18 protein-coding genes and 1 tRNA gene are annotated in these 25,176 nt (G+C 65.8%); 8 read left to right on the plus strand and 11 right to left on the minus strand.

All coding sequences use genetic code 11. The features are described from left to right. Window positions 1-340: 340 nt before the first annotated feature. Window positions 341-416 (plus strand) — tRNA-Phe (locus NM961_RS18000). A gap of 1,101 nt (window positions 417-1,517) precedes the next feature. Here NM961_RS18000 and NM961_RS18005 read toward each other — a convergent pair. Continuing rightward, window positions 1,518-1,883 carry a hypothetical protein gene (locus NM961_RS18005; RefSeq protein ID WP_255915799.1) on the minus strand — a complete coding sequence of 122 codons (366 nt, stop codon included), beginning with the start codon at window positions 1,881-1,883 and terminating at the stop codon, window positions 1,518-1,520. A 162-nt stretch (window positions 1,884-2,045) separates the two neighbouring features. Here NM961_RS18005 and NM961_RS18010 point away from each other — a divergent pair, with 162 nt between their 5' ends. After that, a complete protein-coding gene (locus tag NM961_RS18010; RefSeq protein WP_255915800.1) occupies window positions 2,046-2,309 on the plus strand; it encodes a DUF2188 domain-containing protein in 264 nt (87 codons plus the stop codon). A gap of 63 nt (window positions 2,310-2,372) precedes the next feature. Beyond that, window positions 2,373-3,086, plus strand: coding sequence for a hypothetical protein (locus NM961_RS18015; RefSeq protein ID WP_255915801.1), 714 nt, complete (start codon window positions 2,373-2,375; stop codon window positions 3,084-3,086). A gap of 234 nt (window positions 3,087-3,320) precedes the next feature. Here the strand turns inward: NM961_RS18015 and NM961_RS18020 are convergent, their stop codons facing one another. The 5 genes from NM961_RS18020 to katG form a co-directional block, all read right to left on the minus strand. Further along, window positions 3,321-4,139: a hypothetical protein gene (locus tag NM961_RS18020; protein ID WP_255915802.1), complete on the minus strand. Its 819-nt coding sequence runs from the start codon at window positions 4,137-4,139 to the stop codon at window positions 3,321-3,323. Window positions 4,140-4,290: 151 nt separating this feature from the next. Then, on the minus strand, window positions 4,291-4,968 hold the full coding sequence (locus NM961_RS18025) for a class I SAM-dependent methyltransferase (RefSeq protein ID WP_255915871.1): 678 nt from the start codon (window positions 4,966-4,968) through the stop codon (window positions 4,291-4,293). A 323-nt stretch (window positions 4,969-5,291) separates the two neighbouring features. Continuing rightward, on the minus strand, window positions 5,292-5,696 hold the full coding sequence (locus NM961_RS18030) for a GFA family protein (RefSeq protein WP_255915803.1): 405 nt from the start codon (window positions 5,694-5,696) through the stop codon (window positions 5,292-5,294). Window positions 5,697-6,082: 386 nt separating this feature from the next. Beyond that, window positions 6,083-8,686 (minus strand): TolB-like translocation protein, encoded by a 2,604-nt coding sequence (locus NM961_RS18035; protein WP_255915804.1) that lies wholly within the window; start codon window positions 8,684-8,686, stop codon window positions 6,083-6,085. Window positions 8,687-9,059: 373 nt separating this feature from the next. After that, on the minus strand, window positions 9,060-11,207 hold the full coding sequence (gene katG / locus NM961_RS18040) for a catalase/peroxidase HPI (RefSeq protein WP_255915805.1): 2,148 nt from the start codon (window positions 11,205-11,207) through the stop codon (window positions 9,060-9,062). A gap of 449 nt (window positions 11,208-11,656) precedes the next feature. On the opposite strand from katG, the gene nirK reads away from it, so the two are divergent. Genes nirK through NM961_RS18055 form a run of 3 tightly spaced genes read left to right on the plus strand, consistent with a single transcriptional unit; the run spans window position 11,657 to window position 14,471 of the window. Continuing rightward, window positions 11,657-13,117 carry a copper-containing nitrite reductase gene (gene nirK, locus NM961_RS18045; protein ID WP_255915806.1) on the plus strand — a complete coding sequence of 487 codons (1,461 nt, stop codon included), beginning with the start codon at window positions 11,657-11,659 and terminating at the stop codon, window positions 13,115-13,117. Continuing rightward, on the plus strand, window positions 13,114-13,905 hold the full coding sequence (locus NM961_RS18050; RefSeq protein WP_255915807.1) for a formylglycine-generating enzyme family protein: 792 nt from the start codon (window positions 13,114-13,116) through the stop codon (window positions 13,903-13,905). Before nirK ends, NM961_RS18050 begins: the two co-directional genes overlap by 4 nt. Next, entirely contained in the window at window positions 13,902-14,471 is a 570-nt protein-coding gene (locus tag NM961_RS18055) for an SCO family protein (protein ID WP_255915808.1), read from the plus strand. Before NM961_RS18050 ends, NM961_RS18055 begins: the two co-directional genes overlap by 4 nt. A 55-nt stretch (window positions 14,472-14,526) precedes the next feature. Here NM961_RS18055 and NM961_RS18060 read toward each other — a convergent pair whose 3' ends face one another. The 4 genes from NM961_RS18060 to NM961_RS18075 all read right to left on the minus strand — a co-directional run bounded on the left by NM961_RS18060 (window position 14,527) and on the right by NM961_RS18075 (window position 19,547). Then, the gene (locus NM961_RS18060; RefSeq protein WP_255915809.1) at window positions 14,527-14,928 is read right to left on the minus strand and encodes a SirB2 family protein; all 402 of its coding nucleotides are present in this window, start codon (window positions 14,926-14,928) and stop codon (window positions 14,527-14,529) included. Between the two features lie 5 nt (window positions 14,929-14,933). After that, on the minus strand, window positions 14,934-16,181 hold the full coding sequence (locus NM961_RS18065) for an NnrS family protein (RefSeq protein ID WP_255915810.1): 1,248 nt from the start codon (window positions 16,179-16,181) through the stop codon (window positions 14,934-14,936). Next, the gene (locus tag NM961_RS18070; RefSeq protein ID WP_255915811.1) at window positions 16,178-18,442 is read right to left on the minus strand and encodes a nitric-oxide reductase large subunit; all 2,265 of its coding nucleotides are present in this window, start codon (window positions 18,440-18,442) and stop codon (window positions 16,178-16,180) included. The genes NM961_RS18065 and NM961_RS18070 overlap by 4 nt, the downstream gene beginning before the upstream one ends. A 346-nt stretch (window positions 18,443-18,788) precedes the next feature. Beyond that, entirely contained in the window at window positions 18,789-19,547 is a 759-nt protein-coding gene (locus NM961_RS18075; RefSeq protein ID WP_255915812.1) for a helix-turn-helix domain-containing protein, read from the minus strand. A 173-nt stretch (window positions 19,548-19,720) separates the two neighbouring features. On the opposite strand from NM961_RS18075, the gene NM961_RS18080 reads away from it, so the two are divergent. After that, window positions 19,721-20,146, plus strand: a complete 426-nt coding sequence (locus NM961_RS18080) for a universal stress protein (protein ID WP_255915813.1) — start codon at window positions 19,721-19,723, stop codon at window positions 20,144-20,146. A 99-nt stretch (window positions 20,147-20,245) separates the two neighbouring features. On the opposite strand, the gene rnk is transcribed toward NM961_RS18080, so the two are convergent. Then, a complete protein-coding gene (gene rnk / locus NM961_RS18085) occupies window positions 20,246-20,662 on the minus strand; it encodes a nucleoside diphosphate kinase regulator (RefSeq protein ID WP_255915814.1) in 417 nt (138 codons plus the stop codon). Between the two features lie 832 nt (window positions 20,663-21,494). Between rnk and NM961_RS18090 the strand changes: the two genes are divergently transcribed. Further along, window positions 21,495-24,962, plus strand: a complete 3,468-nt coding sequence (locus NM961_RS18090) for a Kelch repeat-containing protein (protein WP_255915815.1) — start codon at window positions 21,495-21,497, stop codon at window positions 24,960-24,962. Window positions 24,963-25,176: the final 214 nt, after the last annotated feature.

Raw genomic sequence — 25,176 nt, forward strand, 5'->3', positions numbered from 1 at the left:
CGGCGCAGCCGGCGACACATCCACCCGAGCGAGCGCGGCCACGCAAAACGCGGCCTGAGCAATGGCGATCCCGCTACGTACCTGCCAGGCGTCCCGGCCGAGACGCGCAATCGTTACCGCCGCAACGGTTGCGGGCCGCCCGCCAAGCGGACCTGTCAGCCCCCGCGGCGCCGCGCTTGGCAATCCGCCGAAGCATCGCTCCGCGTCCTGCTGGCAGTCCGCAGCCTGCATCTGGGCAAATTCTGCCCAAGCGAAATCCGCGCTTGACTCCGCCTCCCCATCCCGTTTTAATACGCGACCTCGCGCTGCGGCCTCTCTGGGCGCACACAGCAACGCCTCAGGCCGGGTAGCTCAGTTGGTAGAGCAGGGGATTGAAAATCCCCGTGTCGGCGGTTCGATTCCGTCCCCGGCCACCACTTTTCATCGCAAATCAGCACACTTAGCCACACTGTCCATTGCGGTCCGTTACAGCCTAATGGCGGGAATTGCTGACACGACTACACAGGAACTACACAGAGAATTTGTGTACTTCTGCGCATACCTTTCATCTAAGCATGGTGCGTTGAATTTCGGTCGAATGACCGCATGTGGGCGACAGGGGAATCCTTGTCCATATTGAGGAATTCGACCGTGCCAAATGCCGTTGCTGTCCATTCGCCCGCTCACGTGATCCTTGAAGAACGCTGGTACGTTGTGGGGTCGTTGCGCCCCCGCCACGGTCAAGCAAACGAGGCGTTTTTTGTTGAGCTTGCGTCGCTTTGCCCCGACGTCTCATTCAAGACCGAGCAGTACCCTGTCGATGGCCGTCCAACTCAGCGGTTGTTTGTCGACCGCCGCGCTCACGTCCACCGAGACGACGCTGAAGCTGCGTGGCGACAATTGTCCCAGGCATGGGCCATGAAGACTGGAAACCCGCCAAACCTCGCGGTAGGCGTGACGTAATCCGCCCAGCCGATGAAAAGCCGGCAACGTTGCCGGCTTTTCCTATTTCGTGAACCTATCGCCCCCTACCCAGCCGGACGGTAGCCGCCACTCCGGCTTGAGTGTTCCGAGCACCAACCCAATCCATCCGAAATTGGCCCCGCCGACTGCGGCAACTTGGGTGGAAAATGCTCCAGCGCGCCAAGCGACAAGGTCCCCGGGCTTCAGGGTGGGGCCAACGGGGCCGGCCGTCTCAGCCGGCAAGATAAATCCACCGTCCTCGTTTGCGACGCGAAGCATCACCAACTGATTGCCGGCGCTTGATCGCCTAGTCGATTCAGCCGCACCGAATTCTTTCGCGTCGACGATCAATGCCGGGAGTACGGCGCCCACCGAGATGCTGCAATCCAAGTACTTGCAGGCGTATGCGAACGCCGCGCTGCCGTCCTTGAAATGCAGGGATTCCGGCGCAGGCATCTCCTTCGGAGCTGAGCTTGACTCTCGCCCCGCACGCTGCGACAAGGACACCAACCAAGTGACGATGCACGCGACGCCAGCTATCACAATGGCAAGGAGCACGTATGGCATTGCGGCAGTCACGGCGAACCCTGCTGCGCCAGCAGCCGGCGCTTCTGTTCGGCGAATTCGTCATCGGTCAGCGCGCGGGAGTTCTTGAGCGCGACCAGTTTCGCCAGCTCGTCGGCCACGCTGGGCTTGGCCTTCGGCGCATCCTGTTGCCTGGCCAGCTCACGGGCGCGGCGCATCTTCTCCTGCATGTCGGCCTTGGCCTTCCGTCCGTCCTGCAGCAGCAGTGCGGCCAGAAGCCAGCCAATAGGCCCAAGGAAGAAACCCCACAGGAAGCCCTTGTAGGTCGGGGCGTGCTTCATGCGCGCGACGACAGAGCCGACCAAGCCGCACAGCAGCCCGCCTACGAACACCACCAGCACAACCGAATCGCCCATGCCCGTCTCCCGTTGAACGCCGCTGAGCTGTCGCGAGGGAACGAAGGCTCTCACTATGCGTAGCGCGGAGCGACCTCATGGAGAATCGTTGCGGAAAGTCCGCAGCGGTGGGAGGGCAGAGACTCAAGTAACAGTGGACTGGCAGGCTCAGGAGAACAGGCCATGTCCAAGCGCTACCGTTTCTACGTTGTTCCCGGCACGCTGCCGCCTGAGGCCTGGCTGGTCAAAGCTCAGGATCCGGGCGCGCCCCAGGCTGAGTACATTCAAGGTTTTCCAACTCAGGCAGACGCGATCCAGTACGCCGTGCAGGTCGCTCGTAAGCTATGCGAGTCGGGCGAACTAGCTCAGATCCACGTCCAGCGGCCGGACGGTCGCTTCCGGATCGAGTGGACCTATGGTGATGATCCGCCCGAGCATCAGGGATAGTTCGTTGATAGGTTTTGACCCCGGAGTACAGCCCGGGGGCCATCACTAGGTAGGAGGTGTAGCGTGGGCCTGGCAGCGCCATTGGTGCTATTGGCATTTGCGGCATTTGCCGCACTAGTCGTTCTGGCTGGAGTCTTTGGATTGTTCACAGCGTTACTCCGTGATGCTGCGGGGCGGCGCATGCTGGCGTGGCTAATATGCGCGGCACTTGCGATCTGTGCGATTGCCCCTCTTGCGTTTGAGGCGATGAAGAAACAGCGTGCATCAGAAGAGGCGCGCACCGCGGCCATTGAAGAGCGTCAGCGACAAGAGGAACGACGGCGACTAGCAGCCCCTCCGAGCGAATTTCTTCCAAAAGGCGACGAATGGGAACAGTGGGGCGACTACCTTAGCGCCATTTGGCGGCATTCGCAAAAAGGCGGCGGTCGGCACATTCCTTACATTTTCATTCTGAGGGACGAGTTCAAAGCGCGATATCCACAACGCTTCGGCGGCCTTGCCATCGGAGAAGTGGCGCAGGGATTCACAACGGTCGTAGGGAGACGAATGGGTCCTGGCGAGGTCTTGGTTGTTGGTGCGCCAAACTCCTGGCGCGGTGAAAATGCCCTTGAGCGCTGGTTTAAGACGATTCCTAATGGAGGAGCATCCGGCGCCCGCGTGATTCTCGCCACGCGTGGAAAATCGAGCCCGTCGAGCGCACTTGCAGCTGCAGCCGAACGTACTGGTGCGAAGCTGGAGTACATGGACGCTGGAACCTTGCCGCCGGCTGGGGGCTGAAAGTTTGGCAATCAGCCTGCGGAAGCGAGATTTCGCCGTGCGCAACCTTGCGCGCCAGTTCAGGCGCTTTCTTGGCCACCGTGCCGGCCATGCGCTGCGTGCGCTCGCTGGCGCCGGACTGGGCGGCTAGGTCGGCAACGGTCGCAAGTGGCAACGTTGCCGCTCGATCGCCGCGGCGGGCGCCGCCCGATCCTCAGCTGTAGCCAATTCCGCCAATTGGCGGAACGGGGTGCCTCACCGCCGGTTGAGGTTGAACCCGCCGATGCCGGCCAGGTTCTCCAGGCGCCGCGCCATTTCGCGCGTCAGCACGTCCATGGCCTGGCTGTCCTTCACCAGCGTGTTCACATCAACCGCCTTGCCGACGACTTCGACCTGTATCCGTCCGGAGACTCCGCCACCGCTGGCACCGGATCCGCTGCCGCTGCCCTGTTGCTGCTGCTGGCGCTGCTGTTGATCCTGCTCGCGCCGTCGCTGCTGGTTCTGCTCCAGTAGCTGTTGCTCGCGGGCGATCTGCTCAAGCTGCGCATCGCCCAGGTAGTTGAACTGCCGGCGCAGGGCCTCGATGCGCTGGGCCTGCTCGTCGTACTGCAGATTCTGCTGGCGCAGGCTATCCAGCAGCTCCTGCGCCTGACGCTGTTGTTCGGCGCCTACGGTGAACGTGATGCGGTCCAGGCCATGCGCATTGGTCGCTGCATCCGCGAACGCCTTGGACATCTCCAGCGCGACGGATGCGGCTTGCGAGGCGGAGGAAGCCACCTTGTCCAGCCCCTCCGCGGCCTTGCTGGATTCCTGGCCCATCTTCGTCGCGCTGTCCGCGGCGTCCTCGGCAGCCGCACCGAGCTTGCCCAGCGAGTCCGCTGCATTGTCCGCCGCGGCCGCGGTGCGCGAGCCCACCTCCTCGCCTTGCTCACCCATCGCTGCCAGAGCGGACGTAACGCCCCTGGCCGCGGCCTCAGCGCGCAAGTGGGCTTCGACTTGATCGCGGGCGCCCTGCGTCGACTGCGCGACCGCGGCGCGTGCTGCAGCGGCGTAGGCCTCGAACGCGCGCAGCACGTCCTCCTGGCTGGCCCGGCCGCGCCAGCGAGCCCCTGTCACGCCTTGCCGAACTGCCCGACGGCCTGAGTGGCGCAACCCATGCGTCGCACAGCCGGGAAAGCGGCTACGACGGTGTAGCAGCAGCCAATCCGTTTCCGCGCAGCGGAAGCTAGACCGGGCTGTACGCAACCCAGCCCTTGAACGTAAACCCCGCATAGAACAATTCCACGCCGTCGAATCCAGCCTCTTTCAACAGAGCTTCGTCCTCCTGCGGACTGAGCAGGGGTAGCCGGCTGGCGATGGCCTCGATCGCGCTTTTCGCATTGGATTCGGGTGTTCCCGACGCAACGCCGAAAGCCGCGTAGCGTTCCAGCCAGCGGCGCTTCGCCGTCGCTTCCTGCGGGAAGCTGTGATGGGCCACGACCAGCGGCGCACCGGGTTTCAGGCGGCGGCGCAGCTCGACCAAGGTGCGCAGGCGTTCCTGCGCTTCGATGAAGTGCAGGGTCAGCAGGCAGGTGGCGCCGTCGCAGAGATCCTGCGCTGCAGTATCGATAAAGCCTTCATGCAATTCCACGCGCTGCGCGAGCGACCCCAGCGTGGCCAGGGCCAGTTTCAGCATCTCGGCGGAAGGGTCGATGCCAAGGAATCGCCAGCCCGGCCGGGCTTGGGCAAAAGCCTTCAGCTCCAGGCCGCCGCCGGCGCCGAGTACCAGTACCCGTCCCTCATCGGGAACGGACTCTGCCAGCAGCAGCAAGGCCATCTGTTGCAGGGCATGGAAGCCGGGAACCTGCCGCACGGGGCCTTCGGCATAGCGGGCGACGGCCTGGGGATCAGAGAATAAAGACATGCGGGCCTCGGGGAACGGCGTGGAAGTGGACATGCTAACGCGCTGGCTTGCGCAGGCGACGAAGGAGGCAGAACGTCCGCGGCGACAACGATGGGGCGCGCCGGTGTGGTGAGTACGCGCGAAGTTCCCGGCAGCGACATTGCTCGTCTGCGGACGGTTCGGCTTCAGACACGCCCCCGGCGCTCCTGACAGCCCTGTTGCTGGTCCACGGCTTGCCCGGCATCAGCGACGTGGATCTGTAAACGCAGTCGGCCGTACGGCCTGTGCAATGGACTTGCGGCAGCAATGAGTCCAGCCCTCGTTCATGCCTCAGCGACGGTGCGCTATTCGGGATCCTTTTGATGACGCGCTATCCCCTCGGGCAACACCACCCACGCATGCCGCCGGCATTCGTAGATCGATACCTGCGGCGGCGTGAACCCCGGGTCACCGAACGCACCGACGGCGACCGATACGTGGTTCTGCTCGCCTTCCTCGGTGTGGAACACGGTGGAACCGCAGACAGGACAGAAACGGAAGCGGAACATCGCGCCCTGGTCACCGCTGCGCAGGTATTCGGTGGCATTGCCGCTGACGCGCCAGGGTGCGGCAAAACCGGCCAGGGCCGCGAATACGCTGCCGGTGCGCTTCTGGCAGGCCAGGCAGTGGCAGACGCCCACGCCGCGCGGCTCTCCCTGCACTACGATGCTGAGCTGTCCACAACTGCAGCTCGCAGTCCGGGTCGACATGACGGGCTCCTGTGAAGGTTTTCCGGTAGGTATCGGCATTGTCCCTGGAGCGGTGCGTGCGCAACAGATGGCTGCGCACGGCTGCCGCTTCGGATCGGCGCGGACGAGTGTCCAGCGGCAGGGCCAACGAACGGGTGATCGTCTTCACAGCGATCTGCAACGATGGCCCGCGCCAGGTATACGGGACAGGCGCGGCACTCGCTCGGACCGCGTCTTCCTGTCTGCAGACAGCAAATGTCGCAGTCACGCGCGGAAAATCCATCGGCGCGACAAAAACTGCGCGCCGACGTTGATGCGCAGCCTGGCCGGGCAAATCGCCGGCCAAGCGCGGATGCGGCTACGACGAAAAGCGCCGGCCCGCGCTGCGCAGGCCGGCGCTGCAAAGGCTACGGCTCGAACGAACCGCCTCGGCCGCCGAAGATGCGATCCCAGTCCGTGACCAGGTAGGCGTCGGCAATGGCCCTGTTGCCGTCGCCCGCGCCGTAACCGCTGCCGTAGGAGATGAAGGCCACCGCATCGCCATTAGGACTGAAGCGTGGCCAGGACTGGGTGCCGTCCTCGACGCGGCCGTCGCCGCGCATCAAGGTCGTCGCGCTGCGGCTGGCTACGTCGAGTATGACGGTGGCCGGCACGGTATTGCTCCAGCTCAGCGCGGGAATGTAGCCGCTGTACTGGAAGACCACGCGGGAGCCGTCGCGGGAGATCTGTGGCGAAGCGATGCTGCCGCCGAAGATTATGCTGCCGTTTTGCAAGGTGGACAGGCTTTCCAGCGTGCCGGCCTGGCGGTCGCGCCGGTACAGATAGCGGCCCGGCGCAGGCGTGGGCGCCGCGCCGCTGCCCAGCCAACTGCTGCTGACGAACACCACGTAGCGGCCGTCGGCGGAAATGCTGCCGCTGCCGGAGAAGCCCGCTCCCTGCACCCCGGCGGCGGAGACGCTGACGCGCTCGGTGGTATTGGCCTGCAGATCGCGCACGAACACGTCCTGCTGATTGTTGGTATCGCCGCTGACCAGGTCGCTCGCAGAGGACGAGAACACGACGAAGCGGCCATCACCGCTGATCTGGCCCTCGATCGCCGCGCCGTTGGCAAAGGTACCCGTCGGCGTGGCCGAGACCAGTTCCGGATTGCCGAAGGCGCGGGCGGTTTCGCTGCGCAGCCAGATCCGCTGCAGCGATGAACCCGGCTGGCGCGCGCCGAAGATCACGACGCTGCCGTTGTCGCTGATCACCGGGTTGAAGACGGCGGTGAAACCGTCCGAATCGCGAGTCACTGCCTGCCACTGCCCCGCGTTGCGGTCGTAGCGATACACATTGCTGCCGACGACCGAGCCGAGCGCCAGATCGCCGCAGGATCGCGCGACCACGTAGCGGCCGTCCGGCGTCAGCGCCGGGTTGTCGGTGCTGCAGGCCACTTCGTTGCCGTTGTTGTCCACGCTCAGGCGCTGCAGGGTGCCGGCGCTGCGATTGCGCAGGAACACGTCGTTCAATGCATTCGTATCGCCACCCACCATGTTCGACGCGGCCGAGGTGAACACCACCAGATTCAGATCGGCCGAAGTGCTGATCGCCGCGGTGTACTGGCCGGCGACATGGTTATTGCCCGCGGCCGCAACCAGTTGCGCCGAAGACAGGCTGGGGCTGCTGAGCGCTCCGGTCGTGGTGTTTCTGACGAACAGGTTGAAGCCGCCCAGGGACGGCGCGCCGGCATACAACTCCTGCGCGATGGAAAGAAAGGCGACGTAGCCGCCGTTGTCGGAGAAGGCAGGGCCATAGGAATCGGAACCGCCCTGCGCACCGGTGCCGCTGACGCTGTGGCGCAGGTTAGTACTCGTGGCCAGCGTACGCGAGAACACGTCGATCACGCCGTTGGTATCGTTGACGACGAGGTTGTCGCCGAGGCAGCTGAAGTACACCGTCAGCGCACCCGGCGCTATACGCACATCGTTGCAGGCGCCATTGGACGGCGCGCCGGCGTTCTGCGACAACAAGGTGACGCTGGCGGTGAGGTCGTCGTAGAGATAGGCCTGGCCCAGCGTGTTGGAGCCTGCGGTCAAGGCAGCCCGCGAGGTGAAGACCACCTTGCTGCCGTCACTGCTGATGCGGCGGCCCCAGGACGCCGTGTCCACAGCCACATTGGCCGAGACATTACCCGTGGTGCGGCTGGCCAGGCGGATGCTGCCGCTAGACAGGTCCTTGAGGTAGAGATCGTAGGCCGCGTTGGTGTCCGCAGCGTCGAGATTCGTTCCCTGCGAGGCGAAGACCACCTTGCTGCCGTCGTCGGAAATATCGCCGCCGCGGGCGCCGCCGTTGCTGGCCACACCGGAGGCATTCGTGTCCACGCGCAGCAAGGTGCCGGTCTGGCGATCGAGCCGGTATATGGCGCTCAGGCCTGACGGATCGGCGCCGGGCAGATTGGTCGCATTCGAGGTGAACAGCACATAGCGGCCGTCTGGCGTGATGCGCGGAAAAAAGGAATGGCCGTTGGACTGGCCGACGGTGGGCAGGCCTAGGCGCGTGATCGTGTTGGTCGCGCGCGTCCACAGGAAGATGTCCTCGGTACCGTTGCTGTCGCCGGCGACCAGATCCGACGCCGCCGAATAGAACACGACCAGGCCACCGTCCGCCGTTACCTGCGCGCCGGAGCTGTAGGAATTGCCGCCGCGACCGGACAGCGAGCGCGAGACCAGGGCCAGAGTGCTGGTCTGCTGGTCGTAGGTATAGACATCTTCCAGCCCGAGGCGGTCTTCGCTGAGCAGGGTCGACGCCGTCGAAGAGAACACGACATGGCGCCCGCTGCTGCTGAAGCTCGGTATGAACTGGTTGCCGTCGTTGGGGATGGGGCTGGTGATCGAGGTCTGGCTGATCAGGTCGACCTCGGTGGCGCCGGCGAGGCCGCTGCCCAGCAGCAGGCCCAGCGCGAGCAGACTGCGCGGCGGTGATACGGAAAGAAAGCCGCGGGCGCGGCGTGTGACAACGTTGTGTGGATGCATCCGGTTTCCCCCTGATTGACTGACCCCACGATGCAGCCCGGCGCTGCGGTCGGGGTGGTTTGCTACGGTGGCCGAGGGGCCTGGACGGGTTCCCTCGGGGCGGCCGGGGCCGTGCAGCTGGCCAGCGGGCGCTGGGCTGCGGTCGGATATTAGTGAGGCTTGGAGGGCGATTCTCCCACTGGCGGCATGGGGTGGACAGGAGAGGCGGTTCCGGGCCGGCTTCTTCGATTGGGGGGAACCCGGATTCTTTGTCCCGGCTGCCCGATTCGGCGTTGCCCGGACCAATCCGCAACCTTTCCAGACAGCCTATTCCCAACAAAAAAGCGCCGGCATTACTGCCGGCGCTTTTTATTCCGCGTTGCCCGAACGCAACTCAGCCAAGATCAAACCGATCCAGATTCATCACCTTGACCCAGGCCGCGACGAAGTCCCTGATGAACTTCTGCTTCGCATCGCTGCTGGCGTAGACCTCGGCCAGTGCACGCAGCTCGGAGTTGGCGCCGAAGACCAGGTCGGCACGGGTACCGGTCCACTTGACCGCACCGGTGCGCCGGTCGCGGCCCTCGTAGGTGTCGCCAGCAGGCTTCCACTCCGTGCCCATATCGAGCAGGTTGATGAAGAAGTCGTTGCTCAGCGTTCCCGGCTTGTCGGTGAAAACACCATGCCTGCTGCCCCCGACATTGGCGCCCAGCACGCGCAGGCCGCCGACCAGCACGGTCATTTCCGGCGCAGTGAGCGTCAGCAACTGCGCCTTGTCGACCAGCAGCACCTCGTCGGGAATACCGGGCTTGCCCTTGGTGTAATTGCGGAAGCCGTCGGCGACGGGTTCCATCACGGCGAAGGATTCGACATCGGTCTGGTCCACGCCAGCATCGACACGTCCCGGCACGAACGGTACGTCGACCGCAGCTCCCGCCGCCTTTGCGGCCATCTCGATGCCCACGCCGCCGGCCAGCACGATCAGGTCGGCCAGCGAGATCTTGCCGTAGGCTTTCTGTATTTCCTCCAGCTTCGCCAGCACCCGGGCCAGTTGCGCCGGCTGGTTCACTGCCCAGTCTTTCTGCGGCGCGAAGCGGATGCGCGCACCGTTGGCGCCGCCGCGCTTGTCGCCGTAACGGAAGGTGGAGGCCGACGCCCAGGCCGCCGACACCAGCTCTCCCACCGACAGGCCGGACGCGGCAATCTTTGCCTTGAGCGCATCGATATCCGCAACGCTGGGCACGGGATGGCTGGGCTTGGGCAGCGGATCCTGCCAGATCAGCTCTTCTGCCGGGACTTCCGGACCGAGATAGCGCGCCTTGGGTCCCAGGTCGCGGTGAGTCAGCTTGAACCAGGCGCGGGCGAAGGCTTCGGCGAAGGCCTGCGGGTTGTCGAGGAACCGGCGCGAGATCTTCTCGTAGGCCGGATCCACGCGCAGCGAGAGATCGGTGGTCAGCATCATCGGCAGCTTGTTCGGGCCGCCGTGCGCATCCGGGATGATCGCGTCGGCGTTCTTGGCCACCCATTGGTGCGCACCGGCCGGCGACTTGGTGAGTTCCCATTCGTACTTGAACAGGTTCTCGAAGAAATTGTTGCTCCACTGCGCCGGAGTCCGGGTCCAGGTGACTTCCAGGCCGCTGGTGATCGCGTCGCCAGCCTTGCCCGATTTGTAGCTGCTGCTCCAGCCCAGCCCCTGCGCCTCCAGCGGCGCCGCCTCGACATCGGCGCCGACGTGGTCGGCCGGCCCGGCGCCGTGGGTCTTGCCGAAGGTATGGCCGCCGGCGATCAGGGCGACCGTCTCCTCGTCATCCATCGCCATGCGGGCAAAGGTTTCACGGATGTCGCGAGCGGCGGCCAGCGGGTCTGGATTGCCCTCGGGACCTTCCGGATTCACATAGATCAGGCCCATCTGCACGGCCGCCAGAGGATTCTCCAGCTCGCGATCGCCGCTGTAGCGCTTGTCCCCGGCCAGCCAGGTTTTCTCCGCGCCCCAATAGACGTCCTCGTCCGGTTCCCAGACGTCCTCGCGGCCGCCGGCGAAGCCGAAGGTGCGGAAACCCATGGATTCCAGCGCGACATTGCCGGTCAGGATGAAGAGGTCGGCCCAGGAGATGCGCTGGCCGTATTTCTGTTTGATCGGCCACAACAGGCGGCGCGACTTGTCGATATTGACGTTGTCCGGCCAGGCATTCAGCGGCGCGAACCGCTGCTGGCCGCGACCGCCGCCGCCACGCCCGTCCGCGGTGCGGTAGGTGCCCGCGCTATGCCAGGCCATGCGAATGAACTGCGGACCGTAGTGGCCGAAATCGGCCGGCCACCAGTCCTGGGAGTCCGTCATCAGGGCCAGCAGGTCTTTCTTCAGCGCGGCGTAGTCGAGCTTGCGGAACTCGTCGCGGTAATTGAAGCCCGGGTCCAGCGGATCGGACTTGGACGAATGCTGGCGCAGCAGCTTGAGATTGAGTTTGTTCGGCCACCAATCGCGGCTGGTGGTACCGCCGCCGGCGGCAGCGTGATGGAAAGGGCACTTGGCTTCGGACGACACGGCATCGACTCCAGGGTCGGGTGAAGGAGAGAGGCGTCGCGTGGCTGTGCGACGTTGTGCACTTTATGCCGGCCGCGGCCTTACAGGAAATCGATTGAAACTACCGGCGCGATAAGCCTGGCCTATGGTGCGGCGCAGCGCCGGCAAGCGCTCCCTGGCAACGGGCGCGGGCCGGGCGGAGGCATGGCCATTCCGAGGACTTTTTTGGGCATCCATCGAACTGGCCGCGCACTATCCGGAAGCGCATTTCTGGGGCGGCCCTATTCACGCCCCGCAGGTTCTGGTCCCCACTCCGCAGAACCCGACGCTGCAACCAGGCAGCAATCCAGGCACGTCAGCCCACTCTCCTGCCCCGGCCACCCACATGCGGCCCGCTTGATCTCAGTCAATGCGCGCCCCGATACCGGCGCGGATCCTGGCTGCATCAGAACTGCACGAGGATGCGCCCGATGAAACCGCTGCTTGCGTGGATGCTGGCCGCCGCCCTCGCGGCGCCCGCGGCCAGTCCGGCCCAGGACGCCGCCAGGAAGCCCTCCGCAGAAACCGGGGATACGGTGAAAGCGGTACTGACTTCGCCACCGCAGGTGCCGCCGCCGACCGGCCGCAGCAAACCGGCGAAGGTGGTGGTCGAGCTTGAGGTAGTGGAGAAGGAACTGCCCATCGCCGAGGGCAGCAGCTATACCTTCTGGACTTTTGGCGGCACCGTGCCGGGCAGCTTCATCCGCGTGCGCCAGGGCGACACAGTGGAGTTCCATCTGCACAACCATCCCAGCTCCAAGATGCCGCACAACATCGATCTGCACGGCGTCACCGGCCCCGGCGGCGGCGCCGCGTCGAGTTTCACCGCGCCCGGCCATTCTTCGCGCTTCACCTTCAAGGCGCTGAACCAGGGGTTGTACGTCTATCACTGCGCCACGGCACCGGTCGGCATGCATGTCGCCAACGGCATGTACGGACTGATCCTGGTCGAACCGCCGCAGGGACTGCCGCCGGTGGACCGGGAGTTCTATGTGATGCAGGGCGATTTCTATACCGTGGGCAAGTTCCGCGAGAAAGGTCTGCAGGCCTTCGATATGCAGAAGGCCATAGACGAGAATCCGACCTACGTGCTGTTCAACGGCTCGGAAACCGCGCTGACCGGCGACCGCGCGCTTGCGGCCAAGGTCGGTGAGCGGGTGCGTCTGTATGTGGGCAACGGCGGTCCCAATCTGGTGTCCAGTTTCCATGTCATCGGCGAGATCTTCGACAAGGTCTGGTACGAGGGCGGCACCCATTTCCAGGAAAACGTGCAGACCACGCTGGTACCGGCCGGCGGTGCGATGATCGCGGAATTCCGCCTCGACGTACCCGGCAGCTATGTGCTGGTCGATCACTCCATTTTCCGTGCCTTCAACAAGGGCGCTCTGGGCGTCCTGAAAGTCGACGGGCCGGCGGATCCGACGATCTATTCGGGCAAGGAAGTGGATTCGGTCTATCTCGGCGACAAAGCCGCCACGCTGGCCGCCGTGGACACGGCGGCGCGTTCGGCTGCCGCGGGCACGCTGTCCAAGCAGGAACAGATCGATGCCGGCAAGGCGCTGTACGCGGGCACCTGCTCGGTCTGTCATCAGGATTCCGGCGCAGGGCTGCCTGGCGTGTTTCCGCCGCTGGCCAAGTCGGACTATCTGTCCGCGCAGAAGTCTGCGGATCTTGTCCGCATCGTGCTCAGCGGCCTCAGCGGCCCCATCCAGGTCAACGGCCAGCATTACGATTCCGTGATGCCGCCGATGAGCCAGCTCACCGACGACGAGATCGCCAACATACTCACCTTCATACGCAACAGTTGGGGCAACAGCGGCGAACAGGTGGAAAAGGCCGAGGTGGAAGCGGTGCGCAAGGCCACGCCGCGTGCCGAGGGAGCCGCGCATTGAAGCGCACGGCCGGCCTTTGCGCCCTGCTTGCAGCGGCCGCCGCCGCTCCGGCCGTCGCGACGGAGTGGGCCGCACTGCCGGGAGCAACAGGTTTCCGCACCGTGCTGGCCTATGAGGACACCCAGAATGGTGTGCGTGTCGCGCCGTTCGAGTTGCTGCGCCACCCCGTGACCAATGCAGAATTCCTGGCTTTCGTGCGCAGCAATCCGCAGTGGCGCCGCGGCGGCGTGCCCGCTGTCTTCGCGGAGTCCCGCTATCTGCAGCATTGGACCGCCGACCAGGAGCCGGGTGCGGCACAGTCCCGGCAACCCGTCGTCCAGGTCAGCTGGTTTGCAGCCCAGGCCTATTGCAAGGCACTGGGCGCGCGATTGCCGAGCTGGCTCGAATGGGAATACGCCGCGGCGGCCGACAGCACACGCGCCGACGCACGCCAGGACCCCGCCTGGCGCGAGCGCCAGCTGACCTGGTATGCGCAACCCAGCACGACGCCGCTGGCACCGGTCGCCAGCCAGCCTCCGGATCTGCATGGCGTATACGACCTGCACGGCCTGGTCTGGGAATGGGTCGACGATGCCGGCGCGCTGCTCATCAGCGCCGACAACCGCGACCAGGGCGCAGCGGATCGCCTGCAATTCTGCGGCGCCGGCGCGCTGTCCGCCGCCGACCGCGAAAACTACGCGGTACTGATGCGCATAGCCCTGTTGTCCGCACTCAAAGCCAGCGACACCACGGCCAATCTCGGCTTTCGCTGCGCCCGCAACCTTCCCCCCGGAGAGAAAAAGCCATGAAACCTGCCTGGACAGGATTGCTGGCCGGTCTTCTGCTCAATGGCGCGGCCTGTGCCGCCGGGGCCTTGCCCGGCGATTCGCTGTACCACTTCGATGCGCGTTTCAGCGACCAGAACGGCCACGAATTCACGCTGCGCGAGCGGCGCGGCAAGGCGCAGATCGTGACCCTGTTCTACACCTCCTGCCGCTATGTCTGCCCGCTGATCATCGACAGCGCAAAAAACGTGGAACAGGCACTGACGCCGGCACAGCGCGAACGGCTCGCTTTTCTCATCGTCAGCCTGGACCCGGACCGCGACGATACGGCGGCGCTGCACAGCGTGGTTGACAAGCGTCGCCTGGACCCGGCGCGCTGGACGCTGGCCCGTACGGACAAGCAAAGCCTGCGGCAGCTCGCTGCCCTGATCGACATACGCTACCGGGAACTCGCCGACGGGGAGTTCAATCACACGAGCGCACTGGTCCTGGTCGACGCGGAGGGGCGGATTGCAGGGCGTAGCGACGGGCTGGAAGGCGGGCTAGATGCGGGCTTTGTCGGTGTGGTCAAAGCGGTTCTGGGGAAGTGAGGGCAGCGGCTTGTGGCATGGCGGATTCCCACCACCTCACTGCCATCCCACGACATCAGCCTCCCAGCCGCAGAAATATCCCAAAACCACTATGCGCCCTGGCCACGCTGACAATGAACAGATACACCGACAGCGCCCCGGCAAAGCAAAGCCCTCTTCCCCACCGCGTACGCGCCCGCTTCAAAGCAAACGTGCCAAGCACGATATAGACCGCCAGAAAGACCACCTTCGTCGTCAACCACCCGTGCGTTCCCGGGTACTGGCGGATCAGGCTGGTCAGCATCAGCGCCGCCGTCAGCAGCACCGTGTCTATGGCGTAGCTCGCATATCGCAGCACCGCATGATGGGTCCAGCGCGAATTGACCAGCATCAGCAATCCGCGCGCTGCGAAAAGACTGCCCGAAGCGATGACCGCGGCGACATGCACCGCCTTGATTTGGGGATAGAACTCGATCATCACGCTCAACCCGGCCTGCCGTCCGCCCGCGGGCGCCAGTAGATCGCCGCGTGGCGCAGCACCCAGGGCAGGAAAGCCAGCAGCCAGCCCAGCGAAGAAAGGGACAGCCACAAAGGCGCCTGCGGCAGCTGCTCCCCCACCACGCGCACGACCGCCACCACCTGCAGCGCGCCAAACGCAAACCAGGCCACTCCCGACATCTGCAATGGACGTCCCGAGTGCCCCTGCGTGACCCGCGTGACCATGGCCACGAGCATGGAACCGAAGAACCCTACGGTCAGCGCATGCAGCGGACCGCGCCCCCAGCTTTCCTGGCCATAGAGCGCCAGACTCGCGCTCTGGACCGCATAGAGCACAAACGCCGCCGGCAGCCAGACAAATGCCAGATGCAATACCAGCAACAGTCCGGGCCGGACGCAGCGCCAGGGCTGCCAGCGCAGTGCGTGCAGCGCGAACAGCAGCGCCAATGCCATATCGGGCAGCCATAGCCAGGCCATCAGACCGCACACGTCCAGCACTACGTGCACGACCAGCAGCAACCAGACCACAGGCAAGCTCCAGGCAGGCCGATAGCTGCGGTAGCCGGCACCGACGATGGCGCCGCTGAAAAAGGGGACCATGCGATGACAGACCGTGAAATACAGCGGCAGCAGAAACAGGAAAGTCGCCGCGCGCAGGCCCAGCCACGCCGCGGCCGGCGGAACCAGGCCGCAAAGAAAGCCGCTGAACAATGCGAGACTGACGCCGCCCACCCCCAGCGCCGCAAAACAGGACAGCGCGTGGGCATCGCTGCTTCCCTGCCTGCGCAGGACTCCAGCCAGGTGGTACAGCCCCAGCGCCCAGCCCGCCAGCATCAGGATAAATCCGGCCGGCAATAATGCCGGCCAGATCAGCAGCCCCGCGTGGGCGAGCAGATAGCCGCCCAGAATGCCGCCGAAAACCGGCACATAACACCGTCGCGCCAGTGCCTCCTGGCCCAGCCAGCGCGGGAAGACCGTGAGCAGAAATCCAAAAATAAACGGCGGCAGCATGCCGAACTGCGTTAACGCCGCATGCACCCAGCCGGGCGGCGCCGTCAGGGGCAGCGCCGCGCCGCTGGCCAGCCGGACCAGCACCGCCGCCCACCAGCCCATGGAAAGCAGTACGGCGACGGAGCCGGCAAAAAACAGCATGCGATGCGGCGCAGCGGCAAATACAGCGGCGAATTCCGTGAAGCTGCCCCGCCCGGCCTGCGCCGAAACCTTCCCGGTCACGCTTCCTCTCCCGCTTTCGCCGCGCTCCCGCCGCCGCGCCGCAGCCAAAGCCGCGCGACAAACGCCGCGAACAGGAGTGCACCGACTGCAAACAAGGTATCGCCCGGCACCCGCATCCACACCAGCAGGTGCACGATCGGCTGGCTCATGAACTCCGCCGAACGCGCATGCCAGTAACCCTGCTCCAGCGCCGCCGACAATTGCAGGACACCCAGGGGAAGCAAGGTCAGCAAGGCCATCAGGGACAACCCGATATTGAGCAGCCAGAACGAACCGCGCAGCCATCCCGTGGCCCAGTCCTGCTCCGCGCGCAGGCCGCGCAGGCAGACCAGCATCAGCCCCAGGCCGAGCATGCCGTAAACACCGAACAGGGCCGTATGTCCATGCAGCGGCGTCAGATTCAGCCCCTGCATGTAATACAGCGCCAGCGGCGTATTGATCAGGAAGCCGAACAGGCCGGCGCCCACCAGATTCCAGAACGACACCGCCAGGAAGAACAGGATCGGCCAGCGGTAACGCTGCATCCAGGGCGTGGCGCGCCCGTGCGACCAGGTTTCATGCGCCTCGAGGCCGATCAACGCCAATGGCACCACTTCCAGCGCGGAGAAGGACGCGCCCAGAGCGATCACCGCCGTCGTGGTGCCGGCGAAATACAGATGGTGGAAAGTACCCAGCACGCCGCCGGCCATGAATACGATAGTCGCGAACAGCACGTTCTCAGTCGCCGTACGCGCACGCACCAGCCCCAGGCGCACGAACAGGAAAGACACCACAGCGACGGCAAACACCTCGAAGAAGCCTTCCACCCACAGGTGCACCACCCACCAGCGCCAGTATTCGACCACCGACAGATGACTATGCTCGCCCCACATCAGGCCGGCGGCATAGAAGCCCGCTATGCACACGGTGGACAGGAACAGCAGGCCGACGATGGAGGCAAGATCGTCGCGACGGCGCAGCGCCGGCCACAGCGCCCGGCCCATCAGCACCAGCCACAGCACCAGGCCGATGAACAGGAAGATCTGCCAGAAGCGTCCCAGGTCCACATATTCCCAGCCCTGATGGCCGAACCAGAAATTGTGCGCCAGCCCCAGCTGCTGCATCACCGCCAGCCACTGCCCGGCAAAGGCTCCGGCCACGATGATGATCAGGCAGCCCCACAGCAGATTCACGCCCAGGCGCTGGAAACGCGGCTCGTGGCCGGAAACCGCCGGAGCGATATACAGGCCCGTCCCCAGCCAGGCTGTCGCTATCCAGAGCACGGCCAGCTCGGTATGCCAGGAGCGGCTCAGGGAATACGGCAGAACGTCGGAAAGTGCAAAACCATAGAATTCCCGCTCGACCTGGTAATGCGCGGTGACGGCGCCGAGCAGGATCTGTGTCAGGAACAGGGCGATGACCAGCCAGAAGTATTTCGCCGTGGCGCGCATCGACGGGGTGATCGTGAGCGAGGCCAGAGGATCCTGCGCCGGCGGCGTCAACGGCGGCTCCTTGCCGTGCCAGGCCGCGTAGTGCCAGGCCAGCAGCGCGATGCCGGCGAGCATGAACAGCACACTGAACACTGTCCACAGAAACGCATCGGAAGTCGGCGTGTTGCCTACCAGCGGATCGTAAGGCCAGTTGCTGGTGTAGCTCACTTCACTGTCCGGCCGCTGTGCCGTAGCCGCCCAGGCGGTCCAGAAGAAAAATGCCGCAAGCTGGCGCCGGTGTCCGGCCGTATCGACGCTACCTTCGCGCATGGCGTAGGTTTCGCGCAGCTTGCTCATGGCCGGGTCGTCGCCGAACAGGCTGACATGATGCGCGACCACGGTTTCAATCGCCGCGGCGCGGTCAGGCGACACGGTCAACGAACCGGTATCGGCCGCATAGGTATTGCTGCGCACCTCGCGACGCAACCTGACCGCCAGCGCGGCCTGGGCAGCCTCATCGAGTTCCGCGTACGGCTTGCCGGTTTCGCGCAGCGACCAGCGATCCAGCAGGGCCAGGGCCTCGCGGTGGATCCAGTCCGCGCTCCAGTCCGGCGCAATCAGTGCGCCATGCCCCCAGACCGACCCCAGCTGCTGTCCGCCGATGCTTTGCCACACCTGCCGGCCGGTTTCGAGGTCGGCACGGGTGAACAGCACCTTGCCTTCGGTAGTCACAACCCGGTCGGGCAGCGGCGGCGCCTGCTGGTAGATGCCGCGGCCTACCCAGAGCAGCACGGCAAAGGTCGATGCAAGCAGGAGACCCAGACCTATCCATAGGCGCGAGGTAGTGGACATGACGACTCCGCAGCTGGAGAAAGCCTGAAGCTAGTCCGGCGCAGTCGGCCTGGCGATGACGCAGGTCAAGCGATGCGGAATCAGTGGATGGCTGGAGCAGCGGCCGGGGCAGACAGGAAGACGGGACACGCATGAGCCGTCGAACAACCGGCGCAGCATCGTGCATCCTCGCGAGTTCACTCCGGAATGCGCCGGATATCCGCACGTGCTCATACTCCGCGGATGGCAACACGAATCTCCCGCAACCCGCAAAGGCGACGATGTGACCTAACCAGGAATCGGCGCCGGGCCCGAACCGCTCACTGGCAACACCCATCTTGTCGCACAAGCCGCACAAGCACCGGCTTCAGCGCCGCACCTGAGGCACCGGCAGCAACGCGCCAGCCAGACGCGCGAGTTCGTCCGGACGCAACAGCTCGATCTGCCGGTCGAGCACACGGATCCACCCCTGGTCATGCAGGCGCCGCAGTACGCGGCTCACGGTTTCCGGCGCCAGATTCAGATGATTGGCGATATCGCGACGCACCATGGGCAGGCGAAATACCCGGGCCGAAAAACCGCGGGCAGCCAGACGCCGGCTCAAGCCGAGCAAGAAGGCCGCCAGACGCTCGTCCGCAGCAGGCTCACCGGCCAGCACCGTGGCACTGCCTATGTCTTTGCTGAGCAGGCGGAACAGCTCGGCCTGCACTTGCGGCAGGCGGGTGGTCAACGTGGCCAGGGTACGGAACTCGAAACGGCACAGATAAGCGGTGTCCACCGCGATGGCATCGCAGGGAAACCGCTGCTCGTGGATCGCCGCCAGCCCTATCACCTCGCCGGGCAGATGAAATCCCGCGATGTACTCGCGGCCTGCGCTGCCGGCGTAGACCGTCTTCACCACGCCGCTGCGCACCGCATAGATAGCCTTGAATGGCTCGCCGGTTCGGAAGATATGACTGCCGGCACGGAACGGGCCGATGTGTTCGACCAGAAAGTGCAGTTCGCTCAACGCGATCTTGTCGACATCATGCGCGGCGCAGACCGTGCCGAATACGCAGGTTGAACAAAAATTGGCTGCGTCGCCGTCGTCGGCCGGCGCCGGCGGCTTGCTGCGGAGTTCTGCCATCGTCGCTGGACGCCCGGCCCCTTGAGTGTCAATGCGCACCGGGAGGGTAACTCAGCCGCCCGGGCGAGGCGAGTGTGCCGCAACCGGGCTCCCAGGGCTTGACCTGGATCAATGCATGCCATGTCGTGGCGGCGCAGCATCGCGGCGTCTTGCGGAGCACGAGGACCGCACCGATGAAAGTCCTGCTGGCGGTGGACGGCAGCGAACACAGCAATCGCGCAGTGGACTATGTGGCGCTGCACTGGCTGCCTGCCGATACCGCGCTGGGCATCGTGCTCTGCCATGCCGATCCGGAGCCGCAGCCGCTGGCCCCGCCGGAGGTTGAAGACGCAGCGGATCTCGCCGGCTACCACGCCGGCAACACAGCCATTGCCCTGCGCTACGGCCGCGCCGTATTCGCCAGCGTAGGCCTGTCGCCGCTGGAATGCTGCGTGATCGGCGCACCGGCCGCGGGAATTCTGCGCAGCGCGGTGGAAAACGGAGCCGATGTCATTGTGCTCGGAGCCCACGGCAGCGCGCCGCGACGCCACCGCCGCCTGGGCGCGGTCGTGCAGGAAGTGCTGGCGGAAAGCGATATTCCGGTGCTGGTCGTACCCTGAAGGTTGCTCGCGCGCCAGAGGTCAGCCTGCGCCCGGGCAGCCGGTATCGCGGGCGAAGATTGCGGGTGCCCTCAACGCCCGACCACAGTCATCCAGCCTTCAATGCTTCCCCACCGTCTCCGGCTGATAACTCACCTGGGTGACCTGCACGCTGAGCCTGCGTCCGCCCGGCCCCGGCCAGTCGATGACCTGGCCCACGGAGAGTCCCAGCAGCGCGCTGCCCATGGGAGTGAGGATGGATACCTTGCCGGCGGAAATGTCCGCCTGGGCGGGATAGGTCAGCGTCAGGTGGTGTTCCTTGCCGCTCTGGGTTTCCACACAGACCAGGCTGGAATTCATGGTGACCACGTCAGCCGGCATCTGCGCCGGCGGCAGTACCGTGGCGCGCGCCAGTTCGTCGGCCAGCAGCGCCGCGACGGGAAGGTTTTCCACCTCCGGCCGGGCCAGCAGACGCTCGATCTGGGCCAGATCGGACGAAGACAGGAAAATGGGCGGTTGCGCGGACACAGCGTTCATGGCGTCTTCCAAAAGCAGTAAACCGCGGCAAGCCGCGGCGGGTCCAAGTACGGGGGAAGGATGGCAGGTGCGGCCGACGTCGGCCCTGCGCCCGGATGATACCTGAGCCGGCAGGACGATGGGCCATATCGGCGGATCGTTCCACAGGATTGTATGAACCATTTACGGTGTTAAGACGATGTCGAAACCCTCGCTTGCCCGGCGCGCAGCATCAATCAGCCTTGTTGCGATGCAACACAGGACGCGCATCCGTCCACAACCTGTCGCGCAGCAATACCGCACTCTCCAAAAATAGAAAACGTAAACAGTCCACTACGTCGCCCGAGCGCCAGCCAGCCACTCAACAAGCTCACCCGAAGCGCCCTATCAACCGAAACCATGGGAGGCCGCATCCCTGCGCCAAAGAAAACCGCGGCCCCGCGCAACGCCAACCACAGCCACGCTCTCCCGGCGGCCAGCGCAAACGGAACAAACTGCCGATACGGTCGCAAAAACCAACAGAACGACCACACACAGCCACCCCGTTGCACCCTGTGAACCCCGACGCTGCCGCCCGCACAGCGCAACCCCCAGGCTGCAAAACCAGAAAACCAGCAATACACCGGTTTGAGCCCGGCGTCACACACAGCAGGCCTTGCGCCTTGCCGCATTCCGCCATTCCGTACGCAACTGCGCACACGGTCACGCCAGCAAACGTTTTTCCGCCCGGGGACATCGCGCAGCAACACGGCTGGTGGCATAGTCCCGGCACGCGCACAGTTTCCGGTGCCGTACTCCGACGGGGCGGGCGCGCCGTCGCGGCGGCCGGAGCGTCCCGCGCAGAGGATCGCCCATGACCCGACTCGCCTTTGCGGCCGGCCGCGCCGGCCGTCTGTTCGCCCTGTTGCTGTTGTTGCTGCTGCCAATGCTGGCACTGGCCGTCCCCGATACCTGGGGTCCGGCCCCCAGCCTGAGCACGCCGCGCCGCGCACATACCGCGACGTTGCTGCCCTCGGGCAAGGTGCTGGTGATCGGCGGCATCACCATCGGCGGTGCGCTGCGCAACACCGATATCTACGATCCGGTCGCACACACCTGGACCCGCGTCGGCGACATGGCGCAGGCCCGCTATACCCACACCGCCACGCTGCTGCCCAACGGCAAGGTACTGGTGGTCGGCGGCGGCACCTCCACTGCGATGGAGCTGTTCGATCCGGCCAGCAACACCTGGAGCAGCGCCGGCAGCACCGTCACCATGCGCGCGATGCATACCGCCACGCTGCTGCCCTCGGGCAAGGTGCTCATCGCCGGCGGCGTGGATATGGACGGCGAGACCGCCACCGCCGAACTTTATGACCCGGCCGGCAACAGCTGGAGCGCCGCCGCCTCCATGCCGCTGCCGCGGCGCAATCATGCCGCCGTTCTGCTGCCGTCCGGCCGCGTGCTGCTGACCGGCGGCAACGACAGCAACGGCAACGTGGCCACGGCGCAGATCTACAACCCGGCCACCAACACCTGGGCAGCGGCCGCGTCCATGGCTTCGGCGCGCATCAATCACAGCCTCACCGTGCTGGCCGATGGCCAGGTGCTGGCCGCAGGCGGCGGCGCCATCAGCGGCTTCAACGCCAGCGCGGAGCGTTACAACCCGGTCAGCAACACCTGGTCGCCGGCGGGTTCGCTGAGCAGTGCGCGCCAGTACCACAGCGCCACCCTGCTGCCTTCCGGCCGCGTGCTGGTCAGCGGCGGCGCCAGCGCCACCTCGACGGCAGGCAGCCAGATCTACGATACGGCCAGCAACAGCTGGACCACCACCGGCAGCCTCGCCGCCGCGCGCTCTTTCCATACCGCCACGCTGCTGGCCGACGGCACTGTACTGGCCGTGGGCGGCGCGGCCGATGTCACGCCGACGCTGGCCTCGGCCGAGATCTTCGATCCCGGCGCCAGCCGCTTCGCCGTCTGCGCCAACCTGAGCCTGGCGCGCGGCTATCAGGCCGCGGCACTGCTGCCGGACGGCCGCGTGCTCGTGGCCGGCGGCGAGAGCGGCGCCACGCCGCGCCTGTCCAGCGCAGAAATATACAATCCTTCAACCAATACTTTTTCCATAACCGCCAGCATGACCTCGGCCCGCGCCAATCACGCCGCGGTGCTGCTGGGCACCGGCAGGATCCTGGTCGCCGGCGGGGACAGTGCCGGCAACACCAGCGAAATCTATGATCCGGCCGTTTCCAACTGGGCCAGCGCCGGCACGCTCGCCGTGGCGCGTCCGCTGCCGGCCGGCCTGGCCCTGCTGGCAAACGGCAAGGTGCTGATCGCCGGCGGCACTACCACCAGCAACGCGGCTGAACTGTACGATCCGGCGCTGAACGGCTGGTCTGGCGCCGGCAGCATGAGCCGCCCGCGCGTGTCGCCCACCGCGACCCTGCTTCTCAACGGCAAGGTACTGGTCGCTTCCGACGACAGTGCCGACGTCTACGATCCGGCCGGCAACAGCTGGAGCCCGACTCCGCTGCTGGCCACCGCCCTGGCGCGCCGTGCTGCAGTGCTGCTGCCCTCGGGCGAGGTACTGCTGATCGGCGGCACCACCGACAATGCCACCGGCCAGAGCACCGTCGTGCGCTACAACCCGGCCGGCAACAGCTGGAGCACCGCGGCCAGCCTGCTCAATGCGCGCCATTCCGCCAACGCGGTGCTGCTGGCCTCGGGCAAGGTGCTGGTCAGCGGCGGCAGCAACGTGAATCCGGTACAGGTGGCGGAGCTGTACGATCCGCAGAGCAACACCTGGTCCGCCGTCGGCACCGCCACCGGCAATCATCTCGGCGCAAGCCTGACCCTGCTGCCCAACGGCGAGGCCCTGACCCTGGGCAGCGCCGGCGGCAGCACGCGCTGCGACCGCTTCACGCCGGATCCGCTGGCGCTGGCCAGCCGCCGCGCCAGCATCAGCGGCGGCTACGGGCCGGTCGACGAGGGCGATACGCTGAACCTGAGCGGCAGCAACTTCACCGGCGACAGCGAAGCCGGCAGCGGCAGCACCAACAGCTCGCCGACCAATTACACCTTGCTGCAATGGCAACGTGTGGACAACGGCCAGATCGTGTTCACCGCACCCGCCGCCGCATCGGCACGCTCGGCCACCAGCTATCAGACCGCCGCCCTGCCGCGCCTGCCGGCCGGCCCATATGCGCTGCGCGCGCTGGTCAACGGCGTGCTGCCGGCGACGGCGCCGCTGGTACAGGTACTGCCGCGGCTGACGGTCACGCCCAGCATCAGCGCCGGCACGGGCACAATCTCGCCCAGCCTGCCGCAGGACGTAGCTCAGGGTGACAGCATTCCGTTCGTGCTCACGCCTGGCAGCAATTTCCACATCGGCGCCGTGACCGGCAGCTGCGGCGGCAGCCTGGCCGGCAGTACCTTCACCACTGCACCGGTACTGACGGACTGCAGCGTCATCGTGCGCTTCGACCAGAGCACCTTCACCCTGACCTATACCGCCGGGGCCAACGGCAGCATCAGCGGCCTGACCCCGCAGATCGTCGCCAACGGCGCCAACGGCTCGCCCGTCAGTGCCGTAGCGGCGACGGGCTATCACTTCGCCCAGTGGAGCGACGGCAGCACGGCCAATCCGCGCACTGACGGACCGGTCACCCAGGACCTCAGCGTCAGCGCCAGCTTCGCGCGCAACAGCTATGCCGTCACCAGCAGCGTCGCGGCCGGCGGCCATGGCAACATCTCGCCGGCCAGCCAGAACGTGCTGCACGGCGACAGCGCCGGCTTCACCGTGACGCCGGACCCGGGCTACAGCGCCAGCCTCAGCGGCACTACCTGCAGCGCCACCCAGGGCAGCGGCAACAGCTGGAGTACAGGTCCCATCTCTTCCGCCTGTCACGTGATCGCGACGTTCACGCCGCTGCCGGCGCCGGTGCTGGGCATCACGCTCAGCGACAACCGCGAACATCTGCGCGCGGGCCAGAGCACCACCTACATCGTCACGCTGAGCAATACGGGCAATGCCACGGCGGGCAATGTCGCCCTGAGCAGTGCTGCGCCGGCCGAGCTTGATCCTGTCCAGATGAGCTGGACCTGCAGCGGTGCCGGCAGCGGCGCGAGCTGCCCGGCCTCGGGCAGCGGCCCGCTCAATACCAGCGGCGTGGTGCTGCCGGCGGGACGCACGCTGACCTGGCAGGTCAGTGCCGTGGTCCGCAGCAATACGACAGCGGATTTCGTCGAGTACAGCGTCAGCGCCGACGACAACGGCGGCACGCCGGTGACGGCGGCGGACCGCGACTGGATCGTGCTGTTCCGCAACGGTTTCGAGCTGCCGTGAGCTTTTGGTCCGCCGGAGCCGCGGGCTCCGGCGGACCCAGCCATTTCGCGGCAAAGTTGCTTAGTAGCAATCCCGGCATTTTCCTTGGCGCGACATATCCCCTGCCGGAAAAATCCGCCGCGGTCCGCAATCACGCAATTTCTGCAACGGGAATCCACGCACTGCGTGCCGAGTCCGATTGGGGGAATGACACAGCCATTCCGTCTTCAGCTAG

Origin of the sequence: Tahibacter harae, assembly GCF_024437735.1 — a bacterium.
Taxonomy (GTDB): domain Bacteria; phylum Pseudomonadota; class Gammaproteobacteria; order Xanthomonadales; family Rhodanobacteraceae; genus Tahibacter; species Tahibacter harae.

Bases quoted from the DNA above. Each gene is read 5' to 3' on its own strand.
- NM961_RS18030 (WP_255915803.1), bottom strand. From the start codon at position 5,696: ATGTCGACCCGGACTGCGAGCTGCAGTTGTGGACAGCTCAGCATCGTA.
- NM961_RS18035 (WP_255915804.1), bottom strand. From the start codon at position 8,686: ATGCATCCACACAACGTTGTCACACGCCGCGCCCGCGGCTTTCTTTCC.
- NM961_RS18060 (WP_255915809.1), bottom strand. From the start codon at position 14,928: ATGATCGAGTTCTATCCCCAAATCAAGGCGGTGCATGTCGCCGCGGTC.
- NM961_RS18025 (WP_255915871.1), bottom strand. From the start codon at position 4,968: ATGTCTTTATTCTCTGATCCCCAGGCCGTCGCCCGCTATGCCGAAGGC.
- NM961_RS18080 (WP_255915813.1), top strand. From the start codon at position 19,721: ATGAAAGTCCTGCTGGCGGTGGACGGCAGCGAACACAGCAATCGCGCA.
- rnk (WP_255915814.1), bottom strand. From the start codon at position 20,662: ATGAACGCTGTGTCCGCGCAACCGCCCATTTTCCTGTCTTCGTCCGAT.
- nirK (WP_255915806.1), top strand. From the start codon at position 11,657: ATGAAACCGCTGCTTGCGTGGATGCTGGCCGCCGCCCTCGCGGCGCCC.
- NM961_RS18005 (WP_255915799.1), bottom strand. From the start codon at position 1,883: ATGGGCGATTCGGTTGTGCTGGTGGTGTTCGTAGGCGGGCTGCTGTGC.
- NM961_RS18070 (WP_255915811.1), bottom strand. From the start codon at position 18,442: ATGTCCACTACCTCGCGCCTATGGATAGGTCTGGGTCTCCTGCTTGCA.
- NM961_RS18075 (WP_255915812.1), bottom strand. From the start codon at position 19,547: ATGGCAGAACTCCGCAGCAAGCCGCCGGCGCCGGCCGACGACGGCGAC.
- NM961_RS18010 (WP_255915800.1), top strand. From the start codon at position 2,046: ATGTCCAAGCGCTACCGTTTCTACGTTGTTCCCGGCACGCTGCCGCCT.
- NM961_RS18055 (WP_255915808.1), top strand. From the start codon at position 13,902: ATGAAACCTGCCTGGACAGGATTGCTGGCCGGTCTTCTGCTCAATGGC.
- NM961_RS18090 (WP_255915815.1), top strand. From the start codon at position 21,495: ATGACCCGACTCGCCTTTGCGGCCGGCCGCGCCGGCCGTCTGTTCGCC.